Origin of the sequence: Bradyrhizobium sp. CCBAU 21365 (assembly GCF_015291305.1) — a bacterium.
Taxonomy (GTDB): Bacteria; Pseudomonadota; Alphaproteobacteria; order Rhizobiales; family Xanthobacteraceae; genus Bradyrhizobium; species Bradyrhizobium elkanii.
In genome coordinates, this window is sequence record NZ_CP030036.1 from 8,017,461 (window position 1) to 8,042,847 (window position 25,387).

The window sequence follows — 25,387 nt, forward strand, 5'->3', positions numbered from 1 at the left end:
GCGCCCCAACAATCACCAGCGGTGGTAATGGCTCCCGGCCTTCGCCGGGACGACATCGTGATTGAGGCTCGCCGTCAAGCCACCAGCCCCTTCATCGGCTTTACCGGGGCGCTGTCCGGAAACACGGCATCAGCCAGCACGCGCTCGCCGAGGCCGAACTGGTCGTGCAGCACGCCCTTGATCACTGCGCGCAGGTCGGTGGTCGGGGCGAGGTCGCGGGCCTGGTAGAGATTGGCGGGCTTGAGGCCGGGCCAGTCGGTGATCATGCGGCCGCCATTCACCGCGCCGCCGGCGAGCAGCGCGATGGTGCCGGTGCCGTGGTCGGTGCCTTCGGTGCCGTTGATGCGCGCGGTGCGGCCGAACTCGGTCGCGACCACGATCACGGTGTCGCGCCAGCGCGCGCCGAGCCCGCTCTGGAATTCCGCCAGCGCGCCGTCGAGGCCGCCGAGCAGCTGCGCGAGGCGGCCGACCGGCCCGCCTTCATTGGCATGGGTATCCCAGCCGTCGAAGGCGAGCGCGCCGATCCGCGGGCCGTCATCGGCCGCCATCAATTTCGCGGCGCCGCGCGCCACGAGGCGCATCGCCGCCACGCCGCCCGCCCCTTGCTCCGGCTTCATCTCGTCGCCCTGCGCCTGCTTCTCGAGCTGCAAGCCTTGCGTCAGCGCGCTCGCCAGCGCCGGATCGCGGTGCTGATAGAGATCGAGCAGCCGCATCGCGGTGTCGTCAGCGGCTTGCGGCAGAGCGGTCGGGGCCCAGCCGACGGTCGGCGCCGCGCCGCGCAGCACCAGCGGCGTGGTCGGGCCGACCGCGAGCGCGCTCGTCACCCGCTCGCCTTTCGGCAGCGCCTCCAGCGCGCGGTTGAGCCAGCCGGACTGCACGCGGCCCGGACCGGGGAAGCCGCTCTCCAACACATCCTGGCCATCGAAATGCGACCGATCGCGATAGGAGGTCGCCACTGCATGAACCACCGCAGCCTGCTTGGCGCGATACATCCGCGAAAATTCCGGCATCGCCGGATGCAGGCCGAAGAACGGATCGAGCATCACCGCTGCGTTCGGCCCATCGGGGCGCAGCGCGATCGCGCCATGCAGGCCGGCATAGTCAGGGTCACCGACCGGGGCAACCGTGGCAAGGCCGTCGAGCGCACCGCGCAGGATGATGGTGACGAAGCGCGGATCGCGGCCATCGGCGGCGCGCGCGAATTTCGGCAAATAGGCCCAGGCTGCAAAGGAGGCGCCGCCGAGCAGCAGCGCGCGCCGCGACGTCGCCTGCAGCATCATGCTCTCAGAGCATTCCATCGTCATCTCCTCTGGAACTCGGGCGACATCAACAGCAGCGCCAGCGCCTGCTGCCGCGATTCCGCACGCTCGATGGTGCGCCGTGTCTCGGGCGAGGCTGCATCGGCGGCAATGAGCTCGAGCAGGTCGCGCGGGTCGAACCGGTCGGCGAGTTGGGAGGCGACTTGCGCCGAAATGTCGAGCCTGAGCTTGACGCCTTCAGGTGCCGCCCAGGCCGCGGCGATGTCCGGAAATCCGTTCGGCCCGGCCGGCGACCACAAGGGTTGGCCGAGCACGTTGAGGCCGTTGAGATAGCGGCCCGGATCCTCGGGATTGCGCGCCAGCAGGCGGCCGGATGCGACCAGGAATTCGTAAGGCGAACGCATCTTCGTCAGTGGCGCCTGCCAGGCCTCGTTAGACTGAACCAGCGCGGTGGCCAGCGCCCTGAGATCGCCGTCTGTCTTCGTGAACGTATCCTGCAGCCTCGCCACCAGCGCCGGCGGCGGATCGTCGGCGACGAAGTGGCGCGCGAACTTGGTCGCGATGAATTTTGCGGTCGAGGGATGCTGGGCGATGTCCGACAGCACCGCCTCGCCCTGCGCGACGCCGGCTTGCGCGTAGGTCTTGCCGAGCACCTGCTGCGGTCCGGGCTGGTGCGCATTGGCGTTGAACACGAAGCTGCCGGGCACACCTAACTGGCCACGGCGGCCGGCAAAGGTCCAGCCGGTGATGACGCGCGCCAGCGCCGTCACGTCGTCCTGGGTGTAGCCGCCGCCGACGCCGAGCGTATGCAGTTCCATGATCTCGCGCGCGAGGTTCTCGTTCAGGCCGCGATTGCGGTTGATGCCGGCGCGCGACTCCGGGCCGAGCGATTGCTGGTTGTCGAGAAAGAACAGCATCGCCGGATGCTGCTCGACGGCCTTCAGCATGTCCGGGAAACGGCCGAGCACATGGGGACGGATCGCCTCGCGCTCGAACGAGCCGGCCCACATCCGCGCCAGCGCGCCCTTGTTGGCGGAGATGCAGAAGTGGTTGGACCAGAACACCACGAGACGCTCGACGAAGCCGCAATCGGCGACCACGCCGCGTTGCAGCCGTGCCAGCGCCTCGGCGCGGAACGTCTTCTGGATGATGTTGAGCGGCTGCGCCGGCGGCTTGGGCGGACCGGCCAGCGGCTGTATCGTCGGAGGCTGCATCGGAGCCGACGGCGTCATCGCCGCATTGGCGTTGTCAGGCGCCTGCATCGCCGAATCCTTCCCGGCGATCTCCTTGGCGGCGGTGGGCAGCGACAGGTTGCGCCGCGGCTGCGGCTTGGCGTCCGGTCGTTGCGGCGGCGTCTCGCTCGCGCCTTGCTTCGCGGCGTTACGCGCCTGCTGGATCTCGAACTGATAGTCGAACACCTGCTTGCCGAGTTCGGGTGTCGAGAGCAGGCCCGGCACTTCGAGCAGCGCGCCGTTCGGACGCGCCAGTTCCGCGAGCACGAAACCGCGCGGATCGGAGGCCGCGTTGATGAAGTCGCCGGACGCCCCGCCGCGGGCGCCGAATCCAAACCGGTTGAGGGCAACCAGCGCGGCTTGCGAATCACGGGCCATCAGAATTCCCTCGACCATTCCCCGGGCGATTTCCCTGGCCGCCTATCCCGGCTATATCTGTCGCACGGCATCATAGCGCGGTCCGGGATGAACCCGAGATTAATTCGCGCATTAAATCGCGGTTAGAATGGACCTCTCGTCAAACGATCGTTCGGAACCAGCAACTCCGCGCCGGCTTGCCTGCACGGCATGCGGCAGCGAATTTTCCTGCTCGCTCACGGGCGCATGCTGGTGCTCCGATGAGAGTTTTCACCTGCCGATGCCGACCGACGGCGGCGATTGCCTGTGCCCCGCATGCTTGCGCAAGCTCGCGGAACAGCAAGCAGCGGTGAGTGCCACGTGAACGCACGCTGGACCGTCGACGCCGTCCTGCTCGACATGGACGGCACGCTGCTCGACACCGAGAAGGTCTATTTCGACAGCCTGGTCGCGGCGCTGAATGCATGCGGCTACACCGACGACGTCGTCGCGCTGTGTCACTCCATGGTCGGCCTTCCCGGCCCGGCCTGCGAAGCGATGCTGCGCGATCATTACGGCGCGGCGTTTCCGCTGGAGGCGGTCAACCTCGCCTTTCTCGACCATCGCGATCGGATGATGCGGTTGGGCCTGCCGCTCAAATCAGGCACGCTCGATCTGCTCGACGCCATCGCCGCCGCGCAACGGCCGATGGCGATCGTCACCTCGTCGTCGCGCCGTTCGGCCGAGCGCAACCTCACCCTCGCCGGCATCCGCGCGCGCTTCGACACGTTGCTGACGCTTGACGATGTCGCGCAGGGCAAGCCGGATCCGGAGCTCTACCTCAAGGCAGCCGCGCGGCTTGGCGTGACGCCGGCGTCCTGCATCGCCGTGGAGGATTCCAACCACGGCGTCGCTGCCGCCCATGCCGCCGGCGCCATCACGCTGATGGTGCCGGACATGGCGCCGCCGACCGACGAGACGCGCGCGAAATGCGCAGCCGTACTGCCGGACCTCAACGCCGTGCTGGCGCTGCTGCAAGAGCGCGGCGCGCTCTGATTGTCATTGCGAGCGTCAGCGAAGCAATCCATCGTCCCGCGTATGCCCGGACATGTTGTCCGCACGATCGCGAGTGTCCATTGGCTGGTTGAGTTGCTACCGCCGCGCCAGATTGAACCTTCAGCACCGCGCCGGTGGCGGCATCACCCGCACTGCTATTTCGTGATTCTGGGCCTCGTGGATGTCGGCGGCGTTGGCGCCGCGGGCTGAAGATTGAACGTCAGCCAGACGTTCCAACCTGCTGGCCGATTTTCATTGGCGAACTCGCCGTAGCCCTTCAGGCTCAGATATCCCTGCATGTCTCCGACCGGGAAAATGTAGCCGACCTGCGGGCCGACGCCCGCCACGCGCGACCGGAAGCAGCCGACACGATCGCCCGAGCCGCTGTCGCAGCCGAGTTGCTGATAGAGGTAACCGACCAGACCGACCTGCCACTGCTTGGTCAGGAATTGCGACGCGCCCCAGTCGAGGTGCATGTCGACGCCGCTTTGATATTGGGTGGAGGGGTTGACGAAGTTGTAGGTGAATCCCAGCACCGTCGAAAATTCATGCCCGGTCTTTGGATCGAAATAGGTGTAGCCGCCGCCCGCGTCGACCGCCCAGTGCCCAAGCCCCAAATTCGCCAGGCGGTCCGACTGATAGGCGCCGACCGGGATGTCTCCGGTGATGTACGTCATGTAGTTGTGCACACCGGCATTCCATTTCAACTGGAACATCGGGAGCAAATCACCAAAAGCAATGAGCGAGCTGTCGATGCTGTCGAAGCGCGAGAATGGAATTGCTCCACCGCCTGGTCCCGTCACTGTCCCTACCAGCGATCCCGCCAGCGATGTCGAATTGGAGCCGTAGACTCCCAGCAGGCTGGCCGAGGCCTGCCCACCTAGCACCGGCGTTGCAAAGGTGTAGGTCCCGGCCACAAGGCCAAGATCCACATTGGCATTGACGCTGGCGTTGACGTTGACGTTCAGATTTGCGGGAATGCGACCGATGGTGATCTCTCGTGACCGCGCTACGTCACCGCCAGCGGAAACCGAGGTGTGATAATACATCGTGGTCACCGACCAGCCCGGGGCCTGCGAGGGGGCGGCCGCGAGGCTGCCAAAGAAGCCGGGTATCCAGAAGCTGATGCCATTTTCGTCGGCGCGGGCCGCATCAATGGGAAGTCCAAGTACGGCGGCGACTGCCGCCGCGCCCAACCGCAAAAACAAAGTAGTCCTGAATATCGATTTCCTGCCCTTCATCGCGGATCTCCCACCCCTCCACGGCCCAGAACGGACCGAGATTGCACGACCAGAAATTTTCTGGAAACCACTCGCAGACGGCTTCTATCTCTCCGGGAATAGTAGAGACAGTTGGGCTCGCAACTGCCAATTTGACGCGCCGGTTGGACGAACGACGTTGTAATAGCCGGCTATATTTGCACTCACCGGCTGGTCACCGAGCTTGAAGATTCGACCAAAGCCGCCACCGATCGGTACGGTCCACTGCTGCCCCGGCGCGGCAAGCCAGTCTGCCGTGATAACTGGTGAGCTTGTCAGGTACCACCCGTGCGCCATGTTGTAGTTGACAAACGGCTGAGCGAGAAACGCATTCACATTCGGGCGCAATGGATTGCCGCCAACTGACCACTGATTGTTGACCAGCACACCAATGACCCAATGTCCGGGCGTTACGAGCGCAACGGCGGTTGGACCGAACAACACTCTACCGGTTCCGAGAATTGGATCGGTCGCGGACGGAACCGTAAAGATGGGGCCGACGCCCCAGATCAGAGCGCCAGGATGCGTGGGGGTGAAAAAGAACTGCTGAGTGATGTCGCCAATTCCATTCGTGTTGTTGTTGAAGAACGGATTGGGCTGACTGACTACGGGGATGATAGTGCGCGAGATCACGTTCCAGTCCGCGTTGATGCGCAGCGGTATGACTGGTTGAATGTTAAGCACTTCTTGGGTGCGGTTGAACGGCCCAGCGTTGAAATTCGTATTGCTTTGGAAGGGAACGCTGACGAGATCGGCGATAGGATTCTGCGATTTTTGGGCGAGGTCTTCGTTTTCGGAGCGTTCAGCAGAATGCGCGGCTCTTGTCGGCGCGACCGTATCGGCAATGCCGCGCTCAAATTTGTAGTTTGCGCCGAACTTGACCATTTGAAGGTCACGGTTCAATTGGATTGGCGGAACGGTGGGCGAAGTCCAGTTTCCCAGCCCAATGTAATCGTATTCGAGTTTGAGCGTCCAATTCGGTTTGAAGCCGTACTCGACACCCACTCCAGCTAACCAGCCGGAGCTGGTGTTGGACCCCTGCCAGGTAACACCCGGGAAGTTCAGCGTTGCATTGCTGTGCACCCAGCCGCCGCCTAGCTTGGCGTAGAGGAGCCACTTATCCTCCACGAGGCCAAAGCGGCCTGCAATCGTTCCCGTCCAGTTCTGCCTCACGGTGCCGAGCGTAGGTGTCGGGAGCACGGAATGACCAAAAGTCGCCCCATCGAAATCGCCTTCCACACCAACCAAGAAATGGCCAGCTTGAAAATTGTAGCCGGCCTGACCACCACCGATGAATTCGGTGATGCCGCCATACAAGTTGTTAACTGAAATAGGCAGGCTGCCGCTGGTCCACGCTCCACCGAGATTTGGACCGAGATAAAATCCCGACCAATTGTAGGGTGGCGGTAAAGCGGCCGGAGCCTTCACCGGCAAATCCGCGGCACGCGCTGTGAGACTCACGCAAACTGCAAGCAGACCAACGCTTGCAAGGAATGATTTCATGGAGCCTCCCAAAAAGGGGAATGATGCTGCCACTGCGAAAAAAACCTGCGTCCCAAACCCGGTCCAAAGCACCGCATCGCCGGTCCTCGACTCTCGCGAGCCCGCCATCGCCCTGGCGGGGTAGAACCCCGAAACAATAAGCTGACGTCGCCGTTCGTCCATGCGAAATCGGCACACTTGCGTACAGCCGGAGGTTTATTGAACGGTTGTGTCCATGGAGCCACAACCCTGGCACTTTTTGCATAGTCCCATGGACTCTCGACAAGCAAGAGGCGCCTGGCTGGTTTGATCTAGATCAATAGAAGAAGGTTGTGCCGCTGCGAACGTGCCACCGCTTCAGATGTTCGATTGTCATGTAGACCGACGAAGATGTTAAGCCGCGCTCCTCCCCGGCTGAATCGGCGCCAGGAAGCTGCCGAGAGATTCTTGGGGGCGGGGCGCTCGTGACCTTGAAGCTCGTACAGCGAGTAGCCCATGCACGGCGTTGGCGTTGCGGCAGCCGAACCTTTGTCGGATGGGCCCAGTGAGGGGAGTATGGTCTGGATTCCGGGCGGCACGTTCCGCATGGGCTCCGACAGGCAAGAGGCGCCGGTCCATCGCGTCTCGGTGAGCGGCTTCTGGATGGACCGTACGCCGATCACCAATCGCGAATTTCGCAAGTTCGTCAACGCAACAGGCTACGTGACGTCAGCGGAGACGCGGCCAGAAGCCAAGGATTATCCGGGCGCGCTGCCGCACATGCTCAAGGCCGGCTCGCTGATTTTCACACCACCGAAGCGTCCGGTCGATCTGCGCGACTGGTCGCAATGGTGGAATTTCAAGTTTGGCGCCAACTGGCGCCGGCCATACGGCCCCCGCAGTTCGATCAGCGGCCTCGACGATCATCCCGCGGTCCACATTGCCTATCGCGATGCCGAGGCCTACGCGACATGGGCTGGTAAGGACTTGCCGACCGAAGCCGAATGGGAGTTTGCCGCGCGCGGCGGCCTCGACGGCGCCGAGTTCGCCTGGGGCGACGAGTTCATGCCCGGCGGCAGGCCAATGGCGAATACCTGGCAAGGTGTTTTTCCGTACCAGAATCTTAGCGGCGATGGTCACGCGCACCTCGCCGGTGATGGCGTTCCCGCCGAATGGCTACGGTCTTCACGACATGATCGGCAACGTCTGGGAGTGGACCACCGATTGGTGGTCCACCAGGCATGCGCCCGACGCGGCCAAGGCGTGCTGCGTTCCTCGGGATCCACGCGGCGGGCGAGAGCAAGACAGCCACGATCCGTCTCTGCCCAAGATCAAGATTGCCCGCAAGGTTCTCAAAGGCGGCTCGCATCTCTGCGCGCCGAACTACTGCCGTCGCTATCGCCCGGCTGCGCGCCATGCGGAAGCGGTGGATACGTCCACGAGCCATGTTGGCTTTCGATGCATCATAAGGAAGGGAGCAAGCGATGAGCGACGATAAGGATAACGTCTCACGCGATATGAGCCGTCGAAATGTTTTGCTCGCGACGACGAGCCTGGCGGCAGCATCCGCGTTAGGCGCTGCCGCATCGGTCGAAAAGGCACTGGCCCAGGCGCAGCAGGCACCGAGCGGTCAGCGGCCCAACATCGTCGTCATCATGGGGGACGATATCGGCATTTGGAATATCGGTGCTTACCATCGCGGCATGATGGCCGGCCGGACGCCGCACCTCGACAAGATCGCCGCAGAAGGCATGCTGTTTACCGATTATTACGCCGAAGCGAGTTGCACCGCAGGCCGCGCCAACTTCATCACCGGCGAGCTGCCGATCCGCACCGGCATGACAACGGTCGGTCAGGCCGGCGCCCCCACAGGCTTGCCGGCGGAGGCCGTGACCATTGCCACCGCGCTCAAAGGCATGGGCTATGCCACCGGCCAATTCGGCAAGAACCACCTTGGCGACAAGAACGAGTTTCTGCCGACAGTGCACGGCTTCGACGAGTTCTTCGGCTATTTGTATCACCTCGACGCGATGGAAGATCCGGCTCACCCTGCTTATCCGCAGGAGCTGTTGAACAAGGTCGGCCCGCGCAACATGATCCATTCGTGGGCGACCAATGTGGACGATGCCACCGTGGATCCCCGCTGGGGCAAGGTCGGCAAGCAGAGGATTGAAGACGCCGGAACGCTCTATCCCAAGCGGATGGAAACGGTGGACGATGAAATCCGAGACTTCGCCTTGTCGTTCATTGAAAGGGCCAAGGCCGATAACAAGCCGTTCTTCCTGTGGCTCAATCCGACCCGCATGCACATCGTCACGCATTTGTCGCCGAAGTACCAGGCGATGCGCAACTCCAAGAACGGCTGGTCGATTCATGAAGCCGGCATGGCACAGCTCGACGACGATGTCGGCCTCGTCATGCAAAAACTCAAGGACATGGGCGTGGACGACAACACCATTGTCATCTTCACCACTGATAACGGCACCGAGGTCTTCACTTGGCCGGATGGCGGACAGACGCCGTTCGCTCAAAGCAAAGGTACGGTCTTGGAAGGCGGCTTCCGCGCGCCGGCGATGATCCGCTGGCCGGGCAAGGTGCCGGCGGGCAAGGTCGAGAACGGCATCATCTCCGGGCTGGACTGGTTCCCGACCTTGCTGGCGGCTGCCGGCAATCCGAACATTGCCGAGGAACTGAAGAAGGGCAAGCAGATCGGCGATCGCACCTACAAGTGCCATCTGGATGGCTATAATCAGATGGACATGATCACCGGCAAGGGGCCATCGAACCGGCACGAAATCTGGTACTTCGGTGAGAGCGAGCTCGGGGCCGTGCGCATCGACGACTACAAGTATCGTTTCATCGACCAGCCCGGGGGCTGGCTGGGCGAAAAAAGCAAGGTTGACGTGCCCTACCTGACCAACCTTCGCCTGGATCCGTTCGAGCGAACGGGCTGGCCCGATAGCGGGACCAAATACGGCGCGCAACAATACTTCGACTGGTTCAAATATGAGTTCTGGCGCTTCGTGTTCGTTCAGCAGGAGGTCGAGAAGCTGGCCATGACCGCAATCGAGTTTCCGCCGATGCAGAAGGGCGCGAGCTTCAACCTCGATTCCGTGAAGGCGAAAATCGAGGCCGCCAGGACGGCAATGGCAAAGTGAGACTCATGATCGTGTTGGGCGGCGTCCATGCCGCCCAACGCAGTCCTCTCCGGCCTTTCGATATTGCAGATCGGTTTACCGAAATCCGCTTCCGGAAGCGGAGTGGGCCAATAGCGGACGGGCCTCCATGAGCTCTAACCCCGTTTGCGCGCCGGCTTCGCCAGCGCCGTCTCGATCAACGTGAGCGCAGCCTCGCCGGCGGTTTCCATATAGCTCGCGTCGCGGTGCAGCAGCACCACGGCGAATGATCCGTCCAGCAACAGCAGGATCTGCCGCGCCAGCCTGAGCGGATCGGCGATCCCCTCGTCCGCGAAGGCCGTGCGCAGCCAGTCCTCGAACTTCTTCTTGTGCGCGGCACCGATCCTGATCGCGGGATGCCCGGGCATGTTGGCGAGCTCGGCGGAGGTGCGCAGGAAGCCGCAGCCTTTCCATTTCGGATGCCGCGCCGAGCGCGCAAGGTTCTTGAAGATCGCCTCGACCTTGGCCGCCAGGCCGCCCTCGGCCTCCGCGAACCACTTTCGGAACAGCGCGAGATTGGGCTGATCGCGCGCGGCGAGATAGGCAGCGACGAGGTCATCCTTGCTCTTGAAGTGATAATACAGCGTGCGCTTGGTGAGGCCGGCCTTGGCTGCGACCTCGTCGACGCTGACGCGGCGGATGCCTTCATTGTAGAACAGCGCGCTCGCCGCCTGGACGATGCGCTCGCGGGTGGGCTCGGAGGGTCTGGGCATCAGACGTATGTATACTAACCAGTGAATATACACAAATCGCGGCCAGCCCTACATTCGGCGCTGACACCAAACAGCCATGCCGGAGAGCGCAACATGCCCGAACCCATCCTGCTCGAGATTACCGACGGGATCGCCCTGATCACATTGAACCGTCCGGAGCAGCTCAACGCGCTGAACTACGCGCTGATCGATCAGTTGATGGCGGCACTCGACCGCATCGAGGGCGACGCTGACGTGCGCGCGGTGATCCTGACCGGCGCCGGCGCGCGCGCCTTCTCGGCCGGCGCCGACATCAAGGAGTTTTCCGAGAGCGTCAAGCAGGGCGCAGCCGTCGCTGTGCGCGATTTCGTCCGCCGGGGACAGGCCATGACCGCACGGCTCGAGGCGTTCAAGAAACCGATCATCGCCGCGGTCAACGGGCTCGCCTTCGGCGGCGGCTGCGAGATCACCGAAGCCGTGCACCTCGCAATCGCCAGCGACCGCGCGCAATTTGCAAAGCCTGAGATCAAGCTCGGCATGCCTCCAACCTTCGGCGGCACGCAGCGGCTGCCGCGGCTGGCGGGACGCAAGCGCGGGCTCGAACTGTTATTGGCGGGCGATCCGTTCCCGCCCGAGCATGCGCGCGAGATCGGGCTGATCAACCAGATCGTGCCGCACGATCAATTGCTGACCGCCGCGCGCGAACTCGCCGGCCGCATCACCAGGCATTCGCCCGGATCCGTCGCCGGCACAATCACCGCGGTGACGCGCGGGCTCAACATGCCGATCGCCGAGGGCCTTTTGGTCGAGAGCGAGCAGTTCGCCGCGCTGGTGCCGAGCCGCGATCTCGCCGAGGGGCTTGCGGCGTGGAAGGAACGGCGGCCGGCGAAATATGTCGGGGCGTAGCGTCAATCGATCAGTTCGTCATGCCCGGGCATTCACGACTTCCCGCGCCCCAAGACGTGGACGGCCGGGTCAAGCCCGGCCATGACGACGGCGAGATGTCGGACAGTCGTGCCCTACCGCACCACTGCCGCGGTCTGCCCGAACAAGAGCTTGCGCTCTTCCTCGGTGCGGATCGCAGGCTGGCCGAAATTCGGATTGACCTCCTTCGCCCTGGCATAGGCGCGCTCGGTCGCCGGACGCTTGCCGATCGTCTCCAGCCAGCGCTTCAGATGCGGGAAATCGTCGATCTCCTGGCCCTGGTTCTTGTAGGGCACGACCCAGGGATAGCTCGCCATGTCGGCGATCGAATAGTCGCCGGCGATGAATTCGCGGTCGGCCAGCCGCTTGTTGAGCACGCCGTAGAGCCGGTTGGTCTCGTTGACGTAACGATCGATCGCGTAAGGCAGCTTCTCGACGGCGTAGTTGCGGAAGTGATGGTTCTGTCCGGCCATCGGCCCGAGCCCGCCCATCTGCCAGAATGTCCACTGGATCGCGTCATAGCGGCCATGGATATCGGCTGGCAGGAATTGTCCGGTCTTCTCGGCGAGATAGAGCAGGATCGCGCCGGACTCGAACAGCGAGAGCGGCTTGCCGCCGCCCTTCGGCGCGTGATCGAGAATTGCGGGGATGCGGTTGTTCGGCGCGATCTGCAGGAAGTCCGGCTTGAACTGATCGCCTTTGCCGATGTTTACCGGGAAAATCCTGTACTCCAATCCGGTCTCCTCAAGGAACATCGTTATCTTGTGACCGTTCGGCGTGGACCAGTAGTGGAGATCGATCATGGGCGTGATCCTGCGTTGCCAGGGACTGCCGATGTCGTGCATCGGCGAGAAAGATGCGAATGCATGGAGTTGGGCGCATAACCGCGCCCAAGTCAATGCCGTGCGCAATGCACCGCGCGCGAATGTGATCTGCGGGCAGCGCAAATGCCCGATTGAGCCCCGTCCCGATTGCTCCTAGGCTGCCGAAGGGATCGCGTGACGAATTTTCAAACATGGGGCATTGCAATGACACATGATTTGGCAAGGCGTGATTTCCTCAAGGGCTCGGCAGCGATTGCCGGCGCTGCGGCCGCGGGCGCCTTCTCCTGCGTCGAGATCGCCAGCGCCGCACCGATCGAGGTGCCGACCGTCGACAAGCTCTCGATCCGCGTGCTGGTCGATTCCAGCTTCGATTTGTTCTTCAAGCCGAAGCAGGCGGGCGGCGTCACCATCGCGTCGCCGCCGCGCTCCGCCGACTACCAGAAGTCGCTGCACAATGAATGGGGCCTGTCGCTGTGGCTGGAGTCGGAGGCCAAGGGCGCGCAGCGCACGCTGATGCTCGACTACGGCTACACGCCGGAAGTCCTGCTCAACAACATGGCGCTGGTCGGCGTCGACCCGGCGAAGCTCGACGCGCTGATCGTGAGCCACGGCCACTACGACCATTTCGGCGGCCTCAACGGCTTCCTCGACAAATTCCGCGACAAGCTGCCGGCCGACGTGAAGCTCTATGCCGGCGGCGAGGACAATTTCTGCCACCGCGTCAGCGCGACGCCGACCAAGGGCCAGTTCAGCGATTTCGGCACGCTCGACCGCCGCCAGCTCGCGGCGCAGCGCGTCACCACGGTGCTGTGCGAGACCCCGACCGTGATCGCGGGCCATGCCTTCACCACCGGCAAGATCACCCGCCGCAGCATCGAGCGTGTGCTGCCGCAGACCTGGGTCGAGTTCGGCATCAAGGACGGGCTCGGCTGCAACGCCAGCCACTATCTGCCGGCCGAGATGGACGGCAAGATCGTGCCCGACGAACACATCCATGAGCACGCCACCTGCTTCAACGTGCGGGACTTCGGCCTCGTCGTGATCTCGTCCTGCGGCCATGTCGGCATCGTCAATTCGGTGAAGCAGGCGCAGGAGGTCTCCGGCATCCGGAAGGTGCACGCCATCGTCGGCGGCTTCCATCTCGGGCCGGCGCCGAAGGACTACCTCACCGAGGTCGTCGCCGAGATCAAGAAGCTCGACCCCGACGTGCTGATCCCGATGCATTGCTCCGGGCTCAACTTCGTGCAGGAGGCGACCGCGCAGATGGGCGACAAGGTGCTGGTCACGACGACGGGCAGCCGCCTCGCCTTCGGCATATGATCGCGCCGATCCTGCGCGGCATTGCATTCGCTGGCGCGGGCTTGGCGAGCGCCGGCACCGGCCTGTGGCTGACGCTGGCGCCGGTGCTGGCTGCCGATGCGCCGCCGCAATCGGCGCGCTCGGCCGCCGAGATCATGGACATCCTGATGTGGAACAGGGAGCCGGTCGGCGGCCCGTTCGCGCTGACCGATCAGGCCGGCCATCAGCGAACCGACAAAGAGTTCCGCGGCAGGCTGATGCTGGTTTATTTCGGCTTCACTACCTGCCCGGACGTCTGCCCGACCGATCTGCAGGCGATCGGGCTTGTGCTCGACAAGCTCGGCCGCGACGACGACCAGGTGCAACCGATCTTCATCACCGTCGATCCCGAGCGCGACACCTCTGCGCATCTCGCAGACTACGTGCCGATGTTTCACCCGCGCCTGATCGGGCTGACCGGCAATCTTGATGCGATCCGCAAGGTCGCCGATGCCTACAAGGTCTATTTCGCGCGGGTGCCGCTGAAGGACGGCGCCGACTACACCGTCGATCACACCGCCTACATCTATTTGATGGACCGCGAAGGCAATTATCTCGGCTTCTTTCCGCCGGGGACGTCAGCCGACCGGATGGTCGAGATCATCCGGCCAAGGCTCGAACACTGACGGTGGAGATTGGCAATTCTAGCCGCTCGATCGGTCCACCTCTCCCCAATGGGGAGAGGTCGGTGATCGCCGCGCTCAGGTTCACTGCATCCGCCCATGCGCGCGCAAAAAGCTCGCGCCGCTCTCCGTCACCATCACCCGCATGCCCTCGACCGAGGGTCGGCGCGCGACATAGCCGCGGTCGACGGCGTCCTCCCAGATCGTCAGCCGCGGGCACGAGGTGCGCCAGACCTCGAGCACCTCGGCATAGTGCCGCGGCTCGCGCGCGACCCACTCGACAAGATCGAGCACCAGGGCATCGGTGGTCTCGCTCATTGAACGTCTCCCGTCGTTGCGCGATCGCACCAGGTGCTGCGATCGGGAGGGACTCATGCAATGTCTCTGCCGGTATTTCTGCGCCGCTTGGCCTCTCGCCGCAAACCGAGTTATCTTGCCCTTGCATCAGTTTTCCTGAGGGTTCATGCGGCGGCTGCTCTTTCTCAACGGCATCAAGGCGTTCGAAGCCGCGGCGCGGACCGGCAGCTTCGCGGCGGCGGGCAGCGAGCTCAACGTCTCGGCCGCCGCGATCAGCCGAATGGTGCACCTTTTGGAGGAGCGGCTCGGCGTCGCGCTGTTCGAGCGCAAGGCCAACCGCCTCGTCACCACGCCGGCCGGGCGCGCCTATCAGGGCGGGCTGACGCCGATCTTCGACGCGCTGGCGAGCCTCACCGCGCAGGTCACGGCGTCCGCCAGCGCGCGGGTGCTGACCGTCGGAGTCGGACCGACCTTTGCGCTGAAATGGATGATCCCGCACCTCGCCGAGTTCCGCAAAGCGGAGCCCGACATCGAGGTACGGATCACGACCGGCGGCATGGCGGTGCCGTTCGCCGACGACTGGAGCTGCGGCATCCAGCTCGGCGACGGCCAGTGGCCGGGCCTCGTCGCCGAGCCGCTGTTCGCCGCCGATCTGATGCCGGTGTGCACGGCGCGGCTCGCCAACACCCTGAAGCGCCCCGCCGACCTCAAGGGCCCGAGCCTGATCCGCGTCGCGCATTCGCCCGACGACTGGCCGTCCTGGCTGAAGGCCGCGGGCGTGCCGCGCCTGACCGCGCGCGGGCCGGAATTCCAGTTCTACGGCCAGGCGCTGCAGGCAGCCAGCGACGGGCTCGGCATCGCGATGGGCATCCGGCCCTATATCGACGACGATCTCGCCGCCGGCCGGCTGGTGGCGCCGTTTGCGCTCAGCGTGCCCAAGGGCATGCGCTGGTATCTGGTCTATCGCGGCTTCCACGCCGAGCAGCGCGATTTCGCCGCGTTCCGGCGCTGGATCATCCGCGCCGCGGCGGAGCCCGCCGCCCGCCGCAAGGGATCGCGCAGTGCCTGACGAGACCATCGATACGCTGGTGATCGGCGGCGGCCAGGCCGGGCTCACCATGAGCCACCGGCTGAAGCAGCGCGGCATCGCCCATCTGGTGCTGGAGCGAGGCCGCATCGCCGAGCGCTGGCGCAGCGAACGCTGGGACGGCCTCATGTTCCAGTTTCCGAACTGGTCGGTGCGGCTGCCGGAATTTGCGTTTCCGCACAGCGATCCCGACGGCTTCTCGGGCACCGCTGCCATCATCGCCTTCATCGAGGACTACGCCGCGTTCGTCGCGCCGCCGATCCGCTGCGGCGTCGCGGTCACCAGGCTGCGCCGCGATGCCGGCGGCTTCCTCGCCGAATTTGCCGGCGGCAGCATCGCCGCCCGCAACGTCGTCATCGCCACCGGCCCCTATCAACGGCCGCTGCGGCCCGACCTGCTGCGCGATCAACCCTGCCTGTTTCAAGTGGATGCCGCCGGCTACAGGAATCCCGCGCAATTGCCTGACGGCGCGGTGCTGGTGGTCGGTGCCGGCGCCTCGGGTGCGCAGATCGCCGAAGAGCTGATGCGCGCCGGCCGCGATGTCTTCCTCTCGGTCGGACGTCACAACCGCCTGCCGCGCCGCTATCGCGGCCGCGACCTGATCTGGTGGCTGGCCGAGATGGGCATCGACCGGACGCCGGTCGAGCAGCGCGGACCGTCGCGGCTGCTGCCGGTGATTTCCGGCGCCCATGGCGGCCACACCGTCGATTTCCGCCGTTTCGCCGCCGGCGGAGTGACTTTGCTTGGCCGCGTGACGGCGGCGCGCAACGGCGTGCTCGAGATCGCGCCCGACCTCGCCGCCAACATCGCCAATGGCGACGCCTATTACGCGACCTTCCTCGGGATCGTCGACGACTTCGTCGCGGCGCGCGGCCTCGATCATCCCGAAGATCCCCTGGCGCGCCTCCGTTTGCCCGATCCGCCGTGCCTCACCGCGCCGCTCGATGCGATCGACCTGCGTGCCGCGCGGATCAGGAGCGTGATCTGGGCCACCGGCTACGGCCTCGATCTGAACTGGATCGACATACCGGTGCTGGATGCCGACGGGGCGCCGCGACACCGCCATGGCGTCTCCGACGTGCCGGGCCTCTATTTCCTCGGCCTGCAGTGGCTGTCGAAGATGAAATCCTCGTTCCTGTCAGGCGTCGGCGACGACGCCGCCGTGCTCGCCGACCACATCGCCGGCCGCGGCTAGCGGGAGGCGGAAGACCGGGCAATATCGAGCAGCCCGAGGCTGCCACGGCCGGTAACCTTAGACGAAAGGTCGTTGCTCGCTTCAGTTGTCAAATAAACCTGACGGATGCAAGGGTTGCAAACCACCTCAACGGGTGGCCGCATATTGAAATTGATATCAGGTTGAGCATGGGTCCAATTGCTGGTCCGCGCCCGGAGGAGGATTCTGCCGGGCCACGCTCCGAATCGCTCGATGCGCTAAGGGGCCTCGCGATCTCGGCGGTCATTGCCCGCCACTACTTCGAATTCAAGTACGGCATGCTGGGCGTCGACCTGTTCTTCGTCGTCAGCGGCTTTCTGATCGGCGGCATCCTGCTCGATAGCCGCGAACAGCCCGGTTACTTCTCGTCGTTCTATGGCCGGCGCGCGTTCCGGATCCTGCCGCTGTACTGGCTGCTGCTGTTGATCGCGACGCCCGATCACTGGGGCTATTACCTATTCTTCCTGCAGGCCGTGCCGTGGTTGCAGTTCAGTTATCCCATGACCGAGCCGACATTCGTCAGCTGGACACTCGCGATCGAGGAGCAGTTTTACCTGATCCTGCCGCTCCTGATCTGGTCGCTGCCGCGGGAATGGCTGGTCCGCGTCCTCTGGTGCGGCGTGCTGATCGCCCCGGTCTGTCGCTGGCTGTTCCACGCGCACCTGCCCGACCTCTCCTGGGAGTTCTTGCTGCCCTGCCGGCTCGACGAGCTGTTCGGCGGCGTTCTGCTGGCGTGCTTTGTGCGCGGCCACTGCCGCTCCCCTCCAGTGTGGGCAGCGCTCGCCTGCGCGCCGATGCTTTGCGATCTGACCTATGCAGCGGCGTTTGGACCGTTCTCCTTCCTCGGGATATCGGCGTTCGCCTGCGGCGTCATCGTGTGGGCCGGGATCAACGTACAGAAGACGGTGTTGCTCAAGCCGTTCATCTGGCCCGGGCGCCGCTGCTATGCGCTCTATCTCTTCCACCTGATCGTGCTGAACATCTTCCTGTCCCTCGATTTTGGTGCATGGTCGGGTCTCATCGCGCTTCCGATCGTCTGCGTCCTTGCCGAGATCAGCTGGCGCGCGATCGAATCCCCGCTCATCGACTACGCGAAACGCCGGTTTGCGCGGGTTCGGCCGGTCGCGCGGCCGGCCTGCTGTCGGTGCGACACAAGAAAGCCTGCGAACGCCGAAGCGTCGCGGGCTTAGCAGGATGGCCGCGCCGCCGGGCATGGCGACGCCGCAGGCACAAACGCTACAGATTGCCGGCTGGCGGCATTCCCTCAATCATGTGGCGCAACATGGCAGTCGCCTGTTGGGCGTCGAACAGATTGGTCCCGCTCGGTTCATGCTTCGCGGTGTGCTCGTTGCACATCGCTGCACCTCTCCCGCTTGCGGGGGAGGTCGTATCGCATCGAAGATGCGATACGGGTGGGGGCTCTCTCCACACTGTGACTCGTGGAGAGAGCCCCCACCCCAACCCTCCCCCGCAAGCGGGAGAGGGAGCGCACCGCCGTCGCAGCCGCTATTCGACCATCTCCACGCGCTCATGGCTCCCGGTTCCTTTGCTGCGCGGAAATAAACCCGGCGAGTTGTGAACTGCTTCACATTTAGCGCAGCGCGCCCGTGCTTCCTATGAGAAAGGGGCATTTCGAGGTCGCACATGATTTACAGCGGTTTTGAGATCAAGTCGTTCGAAGTGGGGAAGGGGCAATGGCACGCCAGGGTTCAACGGGTCGATCAAAGGCCGGTCGTCATCGATGGCATGCTGTTTCCGATGCTCGACATCGGCTTTGCGTGGTCCGATCCGGATGCGGCGATCGCCGACGCGAAGCGGGCTATCGACCGGTTCCCGCAACACTATGGCATGACAATGCCGGCGGCCGAAGCGTCGGCGTGACCGGCAACGTCGTGGTTGCCGCCGTCCCGCAATGCGAGCCGGATCCGGTCTGGCCGGCGCAGGTCCGCACCAGCTGCCCGGAATGCGCCGCTCCGCTCTCGCTGCTGCGCGTGATCCCCGGCCGCGCCGCCGAATACTGGACCATGCGCTGCGACGGCTGCGGCGGGATCCATCTCGACATCGTCGACCTGCCGCGGGCCTGAACTCCGCGACCGCGCGCCCCCTGCTGACACCCTGCTGTCAGCAGCCTCGCCGAGACGCAAGTCCGGCCGTCGTTTACCCTTTTCTCGCTGCCGGAGTCGTCCCATATTCGGGGCATGGCGAAGACACCGAACACTCCGAAAAAGCCCGGCAAAACCCCCAAATCCAAAGCACACCGGCCCGAGGTCCTCCCGATCGGGCCCGCGCTTGCCGAATTGCTCAATCCGGCGATCAACCGAGGCGATGCCGGCATGGGTTCGGGCACCGGCCTGCAGCCGCCGCCGGACAATTCCTGGGACCGCCGCGCCGGCGGCGAGGCCGCCGCGCATCGCGCGCGGGCGTCGACGCGCGAGACCAGCGAGGGCGTCGCCAGGCGCGATACTTCGGGCCTCGGCGAGGCCCCGCAGGCCAATTACGGCACCTCGGCCACCATCCCGACGCTCGATCCGGAACTGGCACGGCAGCTCGGCCTGCCGACCGCCGAGGACGACGAGGAAGCCCTGGCGCGGCCGCCGCGCAGCAAGATGGAGGCGCTCGGCGTCAAGGCGACCGCCGACGCGCTGGAGAACCTGATCCGCGACGGCCGTCCGGAATTCCGCAAGGACGACGGCTCGATGCGGGTGTGGACCCCGCACCGCCCGCCGCGCCCGGAGAAATCCGAAGGCGGCGTGCGCTTCGAGATCAAGTCCGACTACCAGCCGAAAGGCGACCAGCCGACCGCGATCGCCGAATTGGTCGAGGGCATCGACCGCAACGACCGCACCCAGGTGCTGCTCGGCGTCACCGGCTCTGGCAAGACCTACACCATGGCCAAGGTGATCGAGGCGACGCAGCGACCGGCGCTGATCCTGGCGCCGAACAAGACGCTGGCTGCCCAGCTCTATGGCGAGTTCAAGAACTTCTTCCCCGACAACGCCGTCGAGTATTTCGTCAGCTATTACGACTACTACCAGCCGGAAGCCTACGTCCCGCGCACCGACACCTATATCGAGAAGGATTCCTCGATCAACGAGCAGATCGACCGCATGCGCCACTCGGCGACGCGTGCGCTGCTCGAGCGCGACGACGTCATCATCGTCGCTTCCGTGTCCTGCATCTACGGTATCGGCTCGGTCGAGACCTACACCGCGATGACGTTCGCGCTGAAGAAGGGCGAGCGCATCGACCAGCGGCAATTGATCGCCGACCTGGTCGCGCTGCAATACAAGCGCACCCAGGCCGAGTTCACCCGCGGCACCTTCCGCGTCCGCGGCGACGTCATCGACATCTTCCCGGCACACTATGAGGACCGCGCCTGGCGCGTGAACCTGTTCGGCGACACCATCGAGACCATCGAGGAGTTCGATCCGCTCACCGGCCACAAGCAGGACGAGCTCGAATTCATCAAGATGTACGCCAATTCGCACTATGTGACGCCGCGCCCGACGCTGGTGCAGGCGATCAAGTCGATCAAATCGGAGCTGAAGCAGCGGCTCGACCAGCTCACCGACCAGGGCCGCCTGCTGGAAGCGCAGCGCCTCGAGCAGCGCACCACCTTCGATCTCGAGATGATGGAAGCGACCGGAAGCTGCGCCGGCATCGAGAACTATTCGCGTTACCTCACCGGCCGCCGCCCCGGCGAGCCGCCGCCGACGCTGTTCGAATATGTGCCGGACAACGCGCTGATCTTCGCCGACGAGAGCCACGTCACCGTGCCGCAGATCGGCGCCATGTTCCGCGGCGACTTCCGCCGCAAGGCGACGCTCGCCGAATACGGCTTCCGCCTGCCCTCCTGCATGGACAACCGCCCGCTCCGCTTCGAGGAGTGGGACATGATGCGGCCGCAGACGGTGGCGGTGTCGGCGACGCCGAGCGGCTGGGAGCTGAACGAAAGCGGCGGCGTGTTCGTCGAGCAGGTGATCCGTCCGACCGGCCTCATCGATCCTCCCGTGGACGTCCGCCCTGCCCGCACCCAGGTCGACGATCTCGTCGGCGAGGTGCGCGCCACCGCGGCGGCCGGCTATCGCTCGCTGATCACGGTGCTCACCAAGCGCATGGCGGAGGACCTCACCGAATATCTGCACGAGCAGGGCATCCGCGTCCGCTACATGCACTCGGATATCGACACGATCGAGCGCATCGAGATCATCCGGGATCTCAGGCTCGGCGCGTTCGACGCGCTGGTCGGCATCAACCTGTTGCGCGAGGGCCTCGACATTCCCGAATGCGCGCTGGTCGCGATCCTCGACGCCGACAAGGAAGGCTTTCTGCGTAGCGAGACCTCGCTGATCCAGACCATCGGCCGCGCCGCGCGCAACGTCGACGGCAAGGTGATCCTCTATGCCGACAGCATGACCGGCTCGATGGAGCGCGCGATGGCCGAGACCACGCGCCGCCGCGAGAAGCAGGTCGAGTACAACGAGGCCAACGGCATCACGCCGGAGAGCGTGAAGAAGTCGATCGGCGACATCCTCAACTCCGTCTATGAGCGCGACCATGTGCTGGTCGAGATCGGCGACGGCGGCATGGCGGACGACGTGATCTCGATCGGGCATAATTTCGAGGCCGTGCTGAGCGACCTCGAAACGCGGATGCGCGAGGCCGCGGCCGACCTGAACTTCGAGGAAGCGGCCCGCCTGCGCGACGAGGTCAAGCGGCTGCGCGCCACCGAGATGGCCGTGGTCGACGATCCCACCGCCAAGCAGCGCAACGTGCAGAAACAGGCCGGCGCCTATGCCGGCACCCGGAAATACGGCGATGCCGCCAACCTGCCGGTCGCCGCGCTGAAGAACAAGATCGCGCAGACCTCGCTCAAGGCAAGCCGCCGCGGCAAGTCCGGCTCGCGCGTGCACAAGCCCGACCTCGACGAGATGCACGGCCCGGAATCGCTGCCCTTCCGCCCCAGCGGTGCGCTGCCCGCAAAGCCGTTCGGCACCACGAGCCGCATCATCCAGCCTACCGACTCACGGCAGTCGGGGCCGGAGTTCGGGCCGTCGCCGAGGAGCAGCGGCGGCGCGCCGGGGAAACGGGGCGGGTGGAAGAAGAGGTAGATCATGACGCGCGCCGAGCTTCTCGCCTTCCTGCGGATGCATCGGCTCGCTGTGGTCAGCACGGTTCACGACGGCGCGCCCCAGGCGGCGGTCGTCGGCATCGCGGTCAGCGACAATCTTGAGATCATCTTCGACACGCTGACCACCTCGCGCAAATACCAGAACCTCCGCGGCGATCCGCGCGCGGCGCTGGTGATCGGTTGGGACGCCGAGCAGACCGCACAGGTCGAGGGCGTCGCGGACTTCCCGAGCGGCGCGGAGCTCACCGCCTGCAAGCAGGTGTATTTCGCGGCGTGGCCCGACGGGCCGGAGCGCGAGACATGGCCGAACATCGGCTATGTGCGGATACGGCCGAACTGGGCGCGGTTCAGCGATTTTGGCGCGGTGCCGGCGCGGATCGAGGAGATGACGCTGCCATAGACAGCTTCATCTTCAGCCTCTCCTCGATCACACGACATCGAACGCCGAATGGTAGCTCACATCCCCCTCGGGCGCCTTGCCGTTCAGCACCAGCCGCTGAAAATACGGGCTCGGCTCACCGCCGTAGGTCAGCGCGGGATCGCTGACAAAGCCGAAGCGGCTGTAATAGGCGGGATCGCCGAGCAGGACGCAGCCATCGGCATTTTGCGTCACGAGACGAGCAAGTCCGTCTCGTATCAGCGCACCGCCGATACCCTGGCGTTGCATATCCGGTGCGACCGAGACCGGGCCGAGGCCGTGCCAGCGTCCTGATGCGCCATTGATCTGCACCGGCGAGAAGGCGACGTGACCGACGATGTGGCCATCATCGGATACGGCCACCAGCGAGAGCGTCAACGCGCCGGCTGCGCGCAGCGCCTCGACGATGCGGGCTTCGGTACCGCTGCTGTGCGGCGCCTCCGCGAATGCCGCCGCCGTGATGCGGCTGATCGCGACGGCGTCTTCATCGCGTTCGTCCCTGATCTGCATGCGCGCAGATAGGGCCGATCGGCGGCGAAGCGCAAGCTCAGCCCACACTGACCACCGCGACCGCCAGCAGCGACATCCTGATCATCATCGTTACGAGCTGCAGCGCGACCGTTGGCCGGCAATAGCGTCATGGCAGCGGTCTTTTGGTTCAGGCAATCGGATGATCCGATGCCGCCAATCCAGCTGTGCGCTTCCACCCGAGACGTAATGGGGGTCACGACGGCTCACTCGTCGCGTCCCCGGGGCGCCGTTTGGCCAAAGCTCCCTTGACCTGTATCAATCATCGACACCCCCTGCCCGATAGATTTTAAAATCGCAGTTGTTCCGGCATCGGGGAAGTCGTCATGATTTCGGTCAGAATGCCGCTCTGGCTCCGTGTTATTTCGCTGGCTGGCGTGGTCCTGCTCTGCACGGCAGCCGGGCTCTATGGATATCGTTGGTACAGTCGTCCGGTCACGCTAACGGTGGCGGTCGGCTCGATCGACGGAGAAGCAGCCAGCGCGATGTCGGCGATCGCCAATCAGCTTGTCTCAGACGGCGCTTCGGTGCGGTTGAAGGTCATCGACACCGGAACAGCCGTGGAATCGGGCAAGCAGTTCGCTGCGGGAGCTGTCGATCTCGCTGCCGTTCGCGGCGACGTCGGCGACGTGTCCAAGGCGCAGGCCATTGTCGTGCTGTCGCACATGACCGTACTTCTGATCGCTCCCCCCGGTTCATCCATCGACAGCATCAGCAAGCTCAAGGGTCAGACCGTGGGCGTGCTCGGAGGCGATGCAAACGCCAAAATCGTCGATGTGTTGAATAATGCCTACGACCTTGCCCGCAACAAGACGGTTTTCAGGAACCTCAGCTTGCCCGATGCCCGGAAAGCCGTTCAGTCAAAGCAGGTCAACGCCCTGCTTGTCGTCATCCCCCTGACCGGGAAATACATTGCGCTGGTGAAGGGCTTTTTCCCGCAAGGTACCAAAGCCACTCCGGTGCTGATCCCGATCGACGCGGCCGCGGCCATTGCTGACGGCAATCGCGCCTATGAGAGTTTCGACGTGCCCAAGGGCACCCTGCGCGGATCGCCTCCTGTCCCCGATGACGATGTGACGACACTGCGGACGTCGCTCTATCTTGTCGCGCAAAAGAGCCTCAGCACCGACGTTGCGACGAATCTGACCCAGAGCATCCTGAAGGTGCGGAGGGAACTGCTGCGGGAGAATCCTCTGTTCGCCCAGATCTCGTCTCCCAGCACCGACGCGGACGCCTACCTTCCCGTTCATCCTGGAGCTCTGGCCGTGTACAACGGCACGACACAGAGTTTCCTCGATGAGTACAGCAACTACATCTATCTGGGCCCGATGATCCTTGGAGGCATTGCTTCCGTCCTTGCTGCCGCATGGAAGTTCTTGGGCATCGGCCAGCCCCAATTCCGCGAGGGGCCCCTCGACACCCTTTACGGCCTTGCGCGCCGGATCCGCACGGTCAGCTTCGAGAGCGAACTTTCGGCCATCGAGGATGAGATAGACAATATCCTGAAGGGCGAACGCCTCAAGGCCGAGGCGGGCGATGAAAATGCGGTCGACCCCGCGACGCTGAACGTCGTGGCCCACCGCCTGGAAAATCTGGTTCATGACCGCAGAGCGGCGCTGTTGGCAAAACCCCCGATCGTGTCGGTGGCCTAGGAGAGAATCGGATTTTCATCGTCGTCCTGGCGAAAGCCAGGACCCATTATCCCAAATCTCAATTGCTGCGCGACATTGGGCCGGCATCCCGCACATTACCGAATTGGGTGGTTATGGGTCCTGGCTTTCGCCAGGACGACATCACCCTACCCCGATCGCTTGTTGCTGGTGTTCTGGGTCAGATTGCCGTGCGCGGCCTGCTCGCGGATGTTGTGCTTCTCGTCGTCGCGATGGCCCTTGGTGGTGTCGATGGGAACGCTGGGGGTGCTGCCGGGGCCCTTGTGGCTCTTGTTGTCGTCCGGAACGGGCTGGATGGTCTTTGTCTTAGGTTTCGTCATCGTTGTCTCCGTTACGCACGGAGACAACGCAGCCGGTGTGGACGGCGTTCCCGGAACGAGACTTCACGTTCCAGGAGATGTGGCTTCACAGCTTCTCCTGCTGCGACGGCTGTGCCTGTTGCTGCTGGCGCTGCCGCGCCTGCTCCTTGGCGTGATGGCGGCCGTAGAGGCAACCGGCGGCGGCGCCGAGCATGCCGTGATGGCCGGCATAATGACCGGCGACGCCGCCGACGATCGCGCCCTTGATGCAGCCCTTGGCGTCGGCCGGCGACGCCGCGACGAGCGCGCTGACGGCAATAACGGACGCGAGAACAATCGATTTCATGATGCGGCTCCAATGCAATGCTGCCGCATCAACGGCGAAGCGGCACCGCCGGTTCCGGGAAGAAGAAGCGGTTCACCATCGACCTCCCCGCCGGCAAGGCGGCGTCGTTGGATTAGCTGTCATCGAACGCACCGCGACAGCGAGCCGGCGCGATTTCACCGGCCGGCCCCGGAGGAGCTCAAGGCCTCTTGGCCGGCGTCGGCGCCGGCTCACCGTCG

The 25,387-nt window shown here is 64.6% G+C and carries 24 protein-coding genes and 1 pseudogene; 15 read left to right on the plus strand and 10 right to left on the minus strand.

The genetic code is table 11. From position 1 onward, the window contains the following. Window positions 1-74 precede the first annotated feature (74 nt). Window positions 75-1,304 carry a DUF1501 domain-containing protein gene (locus XI02_RS37780; RefSeq protein WP_172646849.1) on the minus strand — a complete coding sequence of 410 codons (1,230 nt, stop codon included), beginning with the start codon at window positions 1,302-1,304 and terminating at the stop codon, window positions 75-77. Next, on the minus strand, window positions 1,301-2,869 hold the full coding sequence (locus XI02_RS37785) for a DUF1800 family protein (RefSeq protein WP_172646848.1): 1,569 nt from the start codon (window positions 2,867-2,869) through the stop codon (window positions 1,301-1,303). The genes XI02_RS37780 and XI02_RS37785 overlap by 4 nt, the downstream gene beginning before the upstream one ends. Before the next feature lie 339 nt (window positions 2,870-3,208). Here XI02_RS37785 and XI02_RS37790 point away from each other — a divergent pair, with 339 nt between their 5' ends. Next, window positions 3,209-3,883: an HAD family phosphatase gene (locus tag XI02_RS37790; protein ID WP_016846703.1), complete on the plus strand. Its 675-nt coding sequence runs from the start codon at window positions 3,209-3,211 to the stop codon at window positions 3,881-3,883. 155 nt (window positions 3,884-4,038) lie between these two features. Here the strand turns inward: XI02_RS37790 and XI02_RS37795 are convergent, their stop codons facing one another. Together XI02_RS37795 and XI02_RS37800 are read right to left on the minus strand one after the other, a co-directional pair. Beyond that, window positions 4,039-5,124, minus strand: coding sequence for a transporter (locus tag XI02_RS37795; protein WP_244980996.1), 1,086 nt, complete (start codon window positions 5,122-5,124; stop codon window positions 4,039-4,041). An 84-nt stretch (window positions 5,125-5,208) separates the two neighbouring features. Further along, on the minus strand, window positions 5,209-6,645 hold the full coding sequence (locus XI02_RS37800; RefSeq protein ID WP_244980995.1) for an outer membrane protein: 1,437 nt from the start codon (window positions 6,643-6,645) through the stop codon (window positions 5,209-5,211). Window positions 6,646-7,179: 534 nt separating this feature from the next. Between XI02_RS37800 and XI02_RS37805 the strand changes: the two are divergent. Together XI02_RS37805 and XI02_RS37810 are read left to right on the plus strand one after the other, a co-directional pair. After that, a pseudogene (locus XI02_RS37805) lies at window positions 7,180-8,101 on the plus strand (formylglycine-generating enzyme family protein). 19 nt (window positions 8,102-8,120) lie between these two features. After that, entirely contained in the window at window positions 8,121-9,761 is a 1,641-nt protein-coding gene (locus XI02_RS37810; protein WP_370143887.1) for an arylsulfatase, read from the plus strand. A gap of 134 nt (window positions 9,762-9,895) precedes the next feature. Here the strand turns inward: XI02_RS37810 and XI02_RS37815 are convergent, their stop codons facing one another. Continuing rightward, window positions 9,896-10,492, minus strand: coding sequence for a TetR/AcrR family transcriptional regulator (locus tag XI02_RS37815; RefSeq protein ID WP_370142566.1), 597 nt, complete (start codon window positions 10,490-10,492; stop codon window positions 9,896-9,898). Between the two features lie 93 nt (window positions 10,493-10,585). On the opposite strand from XI02_RS37815, the gene XI02_RS37820 reads away from it, so the two are divergent. Then, window positions 10,586-11,377, plus strand: a complete 792-nt coding sequence (locus XI02_RS37820) for a crotonase/enoyl-CoA hydratase family protein (RefSeq protein ID WP_016846708.1) — start codon at window positions 10,586-10,588, stop codon at window positions 11,375-11,377. A 113-nt stretch (window positions 11,378-11,490) separates the two neighbouring features. Here the strand turns inward: XI02_RS37820 and XI02_RS37825 are convergent, their stop codons facing one another. Continuing rightward, window positions 11,491-12,198, minus strand: coding sequence for a glutathione binding-like protein (locus XI02_RS37825; protein ID WP_172646846.1), 708 nt, complete (start codon window positions 12,196-12,198; stop codon window positions 11,491-11,493). Between XI02_RS37825 and XI02_RS37830 the strand changes: the two genes are divergently transcribed. From XI02_RS37830 to XI02_RS37840, 3 genes are read left to right on the plus strand one after another with little or no spacing between them, the layout of a single operon-like run. Then, window positions 12,197-12,376: a hypothetical protein gene (locus XI02_RS37830; protein ID WP_172646845.1), complete on the plus strand. Its 180-nt coding sequence runs from the start codon at window positions 12,197-12,199 to the stop codon at window positions 12,374-12,376. The two genes, XI02_RS37825 and XI02_RS37830, sit on opposite strands and share 2 nt — an antisense overlap. A gap of 47 nt (window positions 12,377-12,423) precedes the next feature. After that, the gene (locus XI02_RS37835; RefSeq protein WP_172646844.1) at window positions 12,424-13,539 is read left to right on the plus strand and encodes an MBL fold metallo-hydrolase; all 1,116 of its coding nucleotides are present in this window, start codon (window positions 12,424-12,426) and stop codon (window positions 13,537-13,539) included. Next, entirely contained in the window at window positions 13,536-14,183 is a 648-nt protein-coding gene (locus XI02_RS37840; protein ID WP_018273587.1) for an SCO family protein, read from the plus strand. Before XI02_RS37835 ends, XI02_RS37840 begins: the two co-directional genes overlap by 4 nt. Before the next feature lie 81 nt (window positions 14,184-14,264). On the opposite strand, the gene XI02_RS37845 is transcribed toward XI02_RS37840, so the two are convergent. Next, window positions 14,265-14,498, minus strand: coding sequence for a hypothetical protein (locus XI02_RS37845; protein ID WP_172646843.1), 234 nt, complete (start codon window positions 14,496-14,498; stop codon window positions 14,265-14,267). A gap of 145 nt (window positions 14,499-14,643) precedes the next feature. On the opposite strand from XI02_RS37845, the gene XI02_RS37850 reads away from it, so the two are divergent. The 7 genes from XI02_RS37850 to XI02_RS37880 all read left to right on the plus strand — a co-directional run bounded on the left by XI02_RS37850 (window position 14,644) and on the right by XI02_RS37880 (window position 22,308). Then, window positions 14,644-15,546, plus strand: coding sequence for a LysR substrate-binding domain-containing protein (locus tag XI02_RS37850; RefSeq protein WP_069276582.1), 903 nt, complete (start codon window positions 14,644-14,646; stop codon window positions 15,544-15,546). After that, window positions 15,539-16,759 carry an NAD(P)-binding domain-containing protein gene (locus XI02_RS37855; protein WP_172646842.1) on the plus strand — a complete coding sequence of 407 codons (1,221 nt, stop codon included), beginning with the start codon at window positions 15,539-15,541 and terminating at the stop codon, window positions 16,757-16,759. The genes XI02_RS37850 and XI02_RS37855 overlap by 8 nt, the downstream gene beginning before the upstream one ends. Before the next feature lie 167 nt (window positions 16,760-16,926). Then, window positions 16,927-17,967 (plus strand): acyltransferase, encoded by a 1,041-nt coding sequence (locus XI02_RS37860; protein ID WP_172646841.1) that lies wholly within the window; start codon window positions 16,927-16,929, stop codon window positions 17,965-17,967. A 454-nt stretch (window positions 17,968-18,421) separates the two neighbouring features. Continuing rightward, entirely contained in the window at window positions 18,422-18,658 is a 237-nt protein-coding gene (locus XI02_RS37865) for a hypothetical protein (protein ID WP_172646840.1), read from the plus strand. Next, window positions 18,655-18,861 carry a zf-TFIIB domain-containing protein gene (locus tag XI02_RS37870; RefSeq protein ID WP_370142560.1) on the plus strand — a complete coding sequence of 69 codons (207 nt, stop codon included), beginning with the start codon at window positions 18,655-18,657 and terminating at the stop codon, window positions 18,859-18,861. Before XI02_RS37865 ends, XI02_RS37870 begins: the two co-directional genes overlap by 4 nt. 114 nt (window positions 18,862-18,975) lie before the next feature. Then, the gene (gene uvrB / locus XI02_RS37875; protein WP_194483273.1) at window positions 18,976-21,888 is read left to right on the plus strand and encodes an excinuclease ABC subunit UvrB; all 2,913 of its coding nucleotides are present in this window, start codon (window positions 18,976-18,978) and stop codon (window positions 21,886-21,888) included. A gap of 3 nt (window positions 21,889-21,891) precedes the next feature. After that, entirely contained in the window at window positions 21,892-22,308 is a 417-nt protein-coding gene (locus XI02_RS37880) for a pyridoxamine 5'-phosphate oxidase family protein (protein ID WP_172646838.1), read from the plus strand. Window positions 22,309-22,335: 27 nt separating this feature from the next. On the opposite strand, the gene XI02_RS37885 is transcribed toward XI02_RS37880, so the two are convergent. Continuing rightward, a complete protein-coding gene (locus tag XI02_RS37885; protein ID WP_172646837.1) occupies window positions 22,336-22,836 on the minus strand; it encodes a GNAT family N-acetyltransferase in 501 nt (166 codons plus the stop codon). Window positions 22,837-23,180: 344 nt separating this feature from the next. Here XI02_RS37885 and XI02_RS37890 point away from each other — a divergent pair, with 344 nt between their 5' ends. Next, entirely contained in the window at window positions 23,181-24,506 is a 1,326-nt protein-coding gene (locus XI02_RS37890) for a TAXI family TRAP transporter solute-binding subunit (RefSeq protein WP_172646836.1), read from the plus strand. Between the two features lie 146 nt (window positions 24,507-24,652). Here the strand turns inward: XI02_RS37890 and XI02_RS37895 are convergent, their stop codons facing one another. Both XI02_RS37895 and XI02_RS37900 read right to left on the minus strand, forming a co-directional pair. Then, on the minus strand, window positions 24,653-24,844 hold the full coding sequence (locus XI02_RS37895) for a hypothetical protein (RefSeq protein WP_172646835.1): 192 nt from the start codon (window positions 24,842-24,844) through the stop codon (window positions 24,653-24,655). Between the two features lie 85 nt (window positions 24,845-24,929). Continuing rightward, the gene (locus XI02_RS37900) at window positions 24,930-25,169 is read right to left on the minus strand and encodes a hypothetical protein (RefSeq protein WP_016841378.1); all 240 of its coding nucleotides are present in this window, start codon (window positions 25,167-25,169) and stop codon (window positions 24,930-24,932) included. Window positions 25,170-25,387 lie beyond the last annotated feature (218 nt).

Coding starts and splice junctions, on each gene's coding strand:
- XI02_RS37885 (WP_172646837.1), bottom strand. CDS start 22,836: ATGCAGATCAGGGACGAACGCGATGAAGACGCCGTCGCGATCAGCCGC.
- XI02_RS37900 (WP_016841378.1), bottom strand. CDS start 25,169: ATGAAATCGATTGTTCTCGCGTCCGTTATTGCCGTCAGCGCGCTCGTC.
- XI02_RS37845 (WP_172646843.1), bottom strand. CDS start 14,498: ATGAGCGAGACCACCGATGCCCTGGTGCTCGATCTTGTCGAGTGGGTC.
- XI02_RS37865 (WP_172646840.1), top strand. CDS start 18,422: ATGATTTACAGCGGTTTTGAGATCAAGTCGTTCGAAGTGGGGAAGGGG.
- XI02_RS37780 (WP_172646849.1), bottom strand. CDS start 1,304: ATGACGATGGAATGCTCTGAGAGCATGATGCTGCAGGCGACGTCGCGG.
- XI02_RS37800 (WP_244980995.1), bottom strand. CDS start 6,645: ATGAAATCATTCCTTGCAAGCGTTGGTCTGCTTGCAGTTTGCGTGAGT.
- XI02_RS37820 (WP_016846708.1), top strand. CDS start 10,586: ATGCCCGAACCCATCCTGCTCGAGATTACCGACGGGATCGCCCTGATC.
- XI02_RS37840 (WP_018273587.1), top strand. CDS start 13,536: ATGATCGCGCCGATCCTGCGCGGCATTGCATTCGCTGGCGCGGGCTTG.
- XI02_RS37810 (WP_370143887.1), top strand. CDS start 8,121: ATGAGCCGTCGAAATGTTTTGCTCGCGACGACGAGCCTGGCGGCAGCA.
- XI02_RS37880 (WP_172646838.1), top strand. CDS start 21,892: ATGACGCGCGCCGAGCTTCTCGCCTTCCTGCGGATGCATCGGCTCGCT.
- XI02_RS37795 (WP_244980996.1), bottom strand. CDS start 5,124: ATGAAGGGCAGGAAATCGATATTCAGGACTACTTTGTTTTTGCGGTTG.
- XI02_RS37850 (WP_069276582.1), top strand. CDS start 14,644: ATGCGGCGGCTGCTCTTTCTCAACGGCATCAAGGCGTTCGAAGCCGCG.
- XI02_RS37835 (WP_172646844.1), top strand. CDS start 12,424: ATGACACATGATTTGGCAAGGCGTGATTTCCTCAAGGGCTCGGCAGCG.
- XI02_RS37890 (WP_172646836.1), top strand. CDS start 23,181: ATGATTTCGGTCAGAATGCCGCTCTGGCTCCGTGTTATTTCGCTGGCT.
- XI02_RS37815 (WP_370142566.1), bottom strand. CDS start 10,492: ATGCCCAGACCCTCCGAGCCCACCCGCGAGCGCATCGTCCAGGCGGCG.
- XI02_RS37860 (WP_172646841.1), top strand. CDS start 16,927: ATGGGTCCAATTGCTGGTCCGCGCCCGGAGGAGGATTCTGCCGGGCCA.
- XI02_RS37825 (WP_172646846.1), bottom strand. CDS start 12,198: ATGATCGATCTCCACTACTGGTCCACGCCGAACGGTCACAAGATAACG.
- XI02_RS37785 (WP_172646848.1), bottom strand. CDS start 2,869: ATGGCCCGTGATTCGCAAGCCGCGCTGGTTGCCCTCAACCGGTTTGGA.
- XI02_RS37830 (WP_172646845.1), top strand. CDS start 12,197: ATGGGCGTGATCCTGCGTTGCCAGGGACTGCCGATGTCGTGCATCGGC.
- XI02_RS37895 (WP_172646835.1), bottom strand. CDS start 24,844: ATGACGAAACCTAAGACAAAGACCATCCAGCCCGTTCCGGACGACAAC.
- uvrB (WP_194483273.1), top strand. CDS start 18,976: ATGGCGAAGACACCGAACACTCCGAAAAAGCCCGGCAAAACCCCCAAA.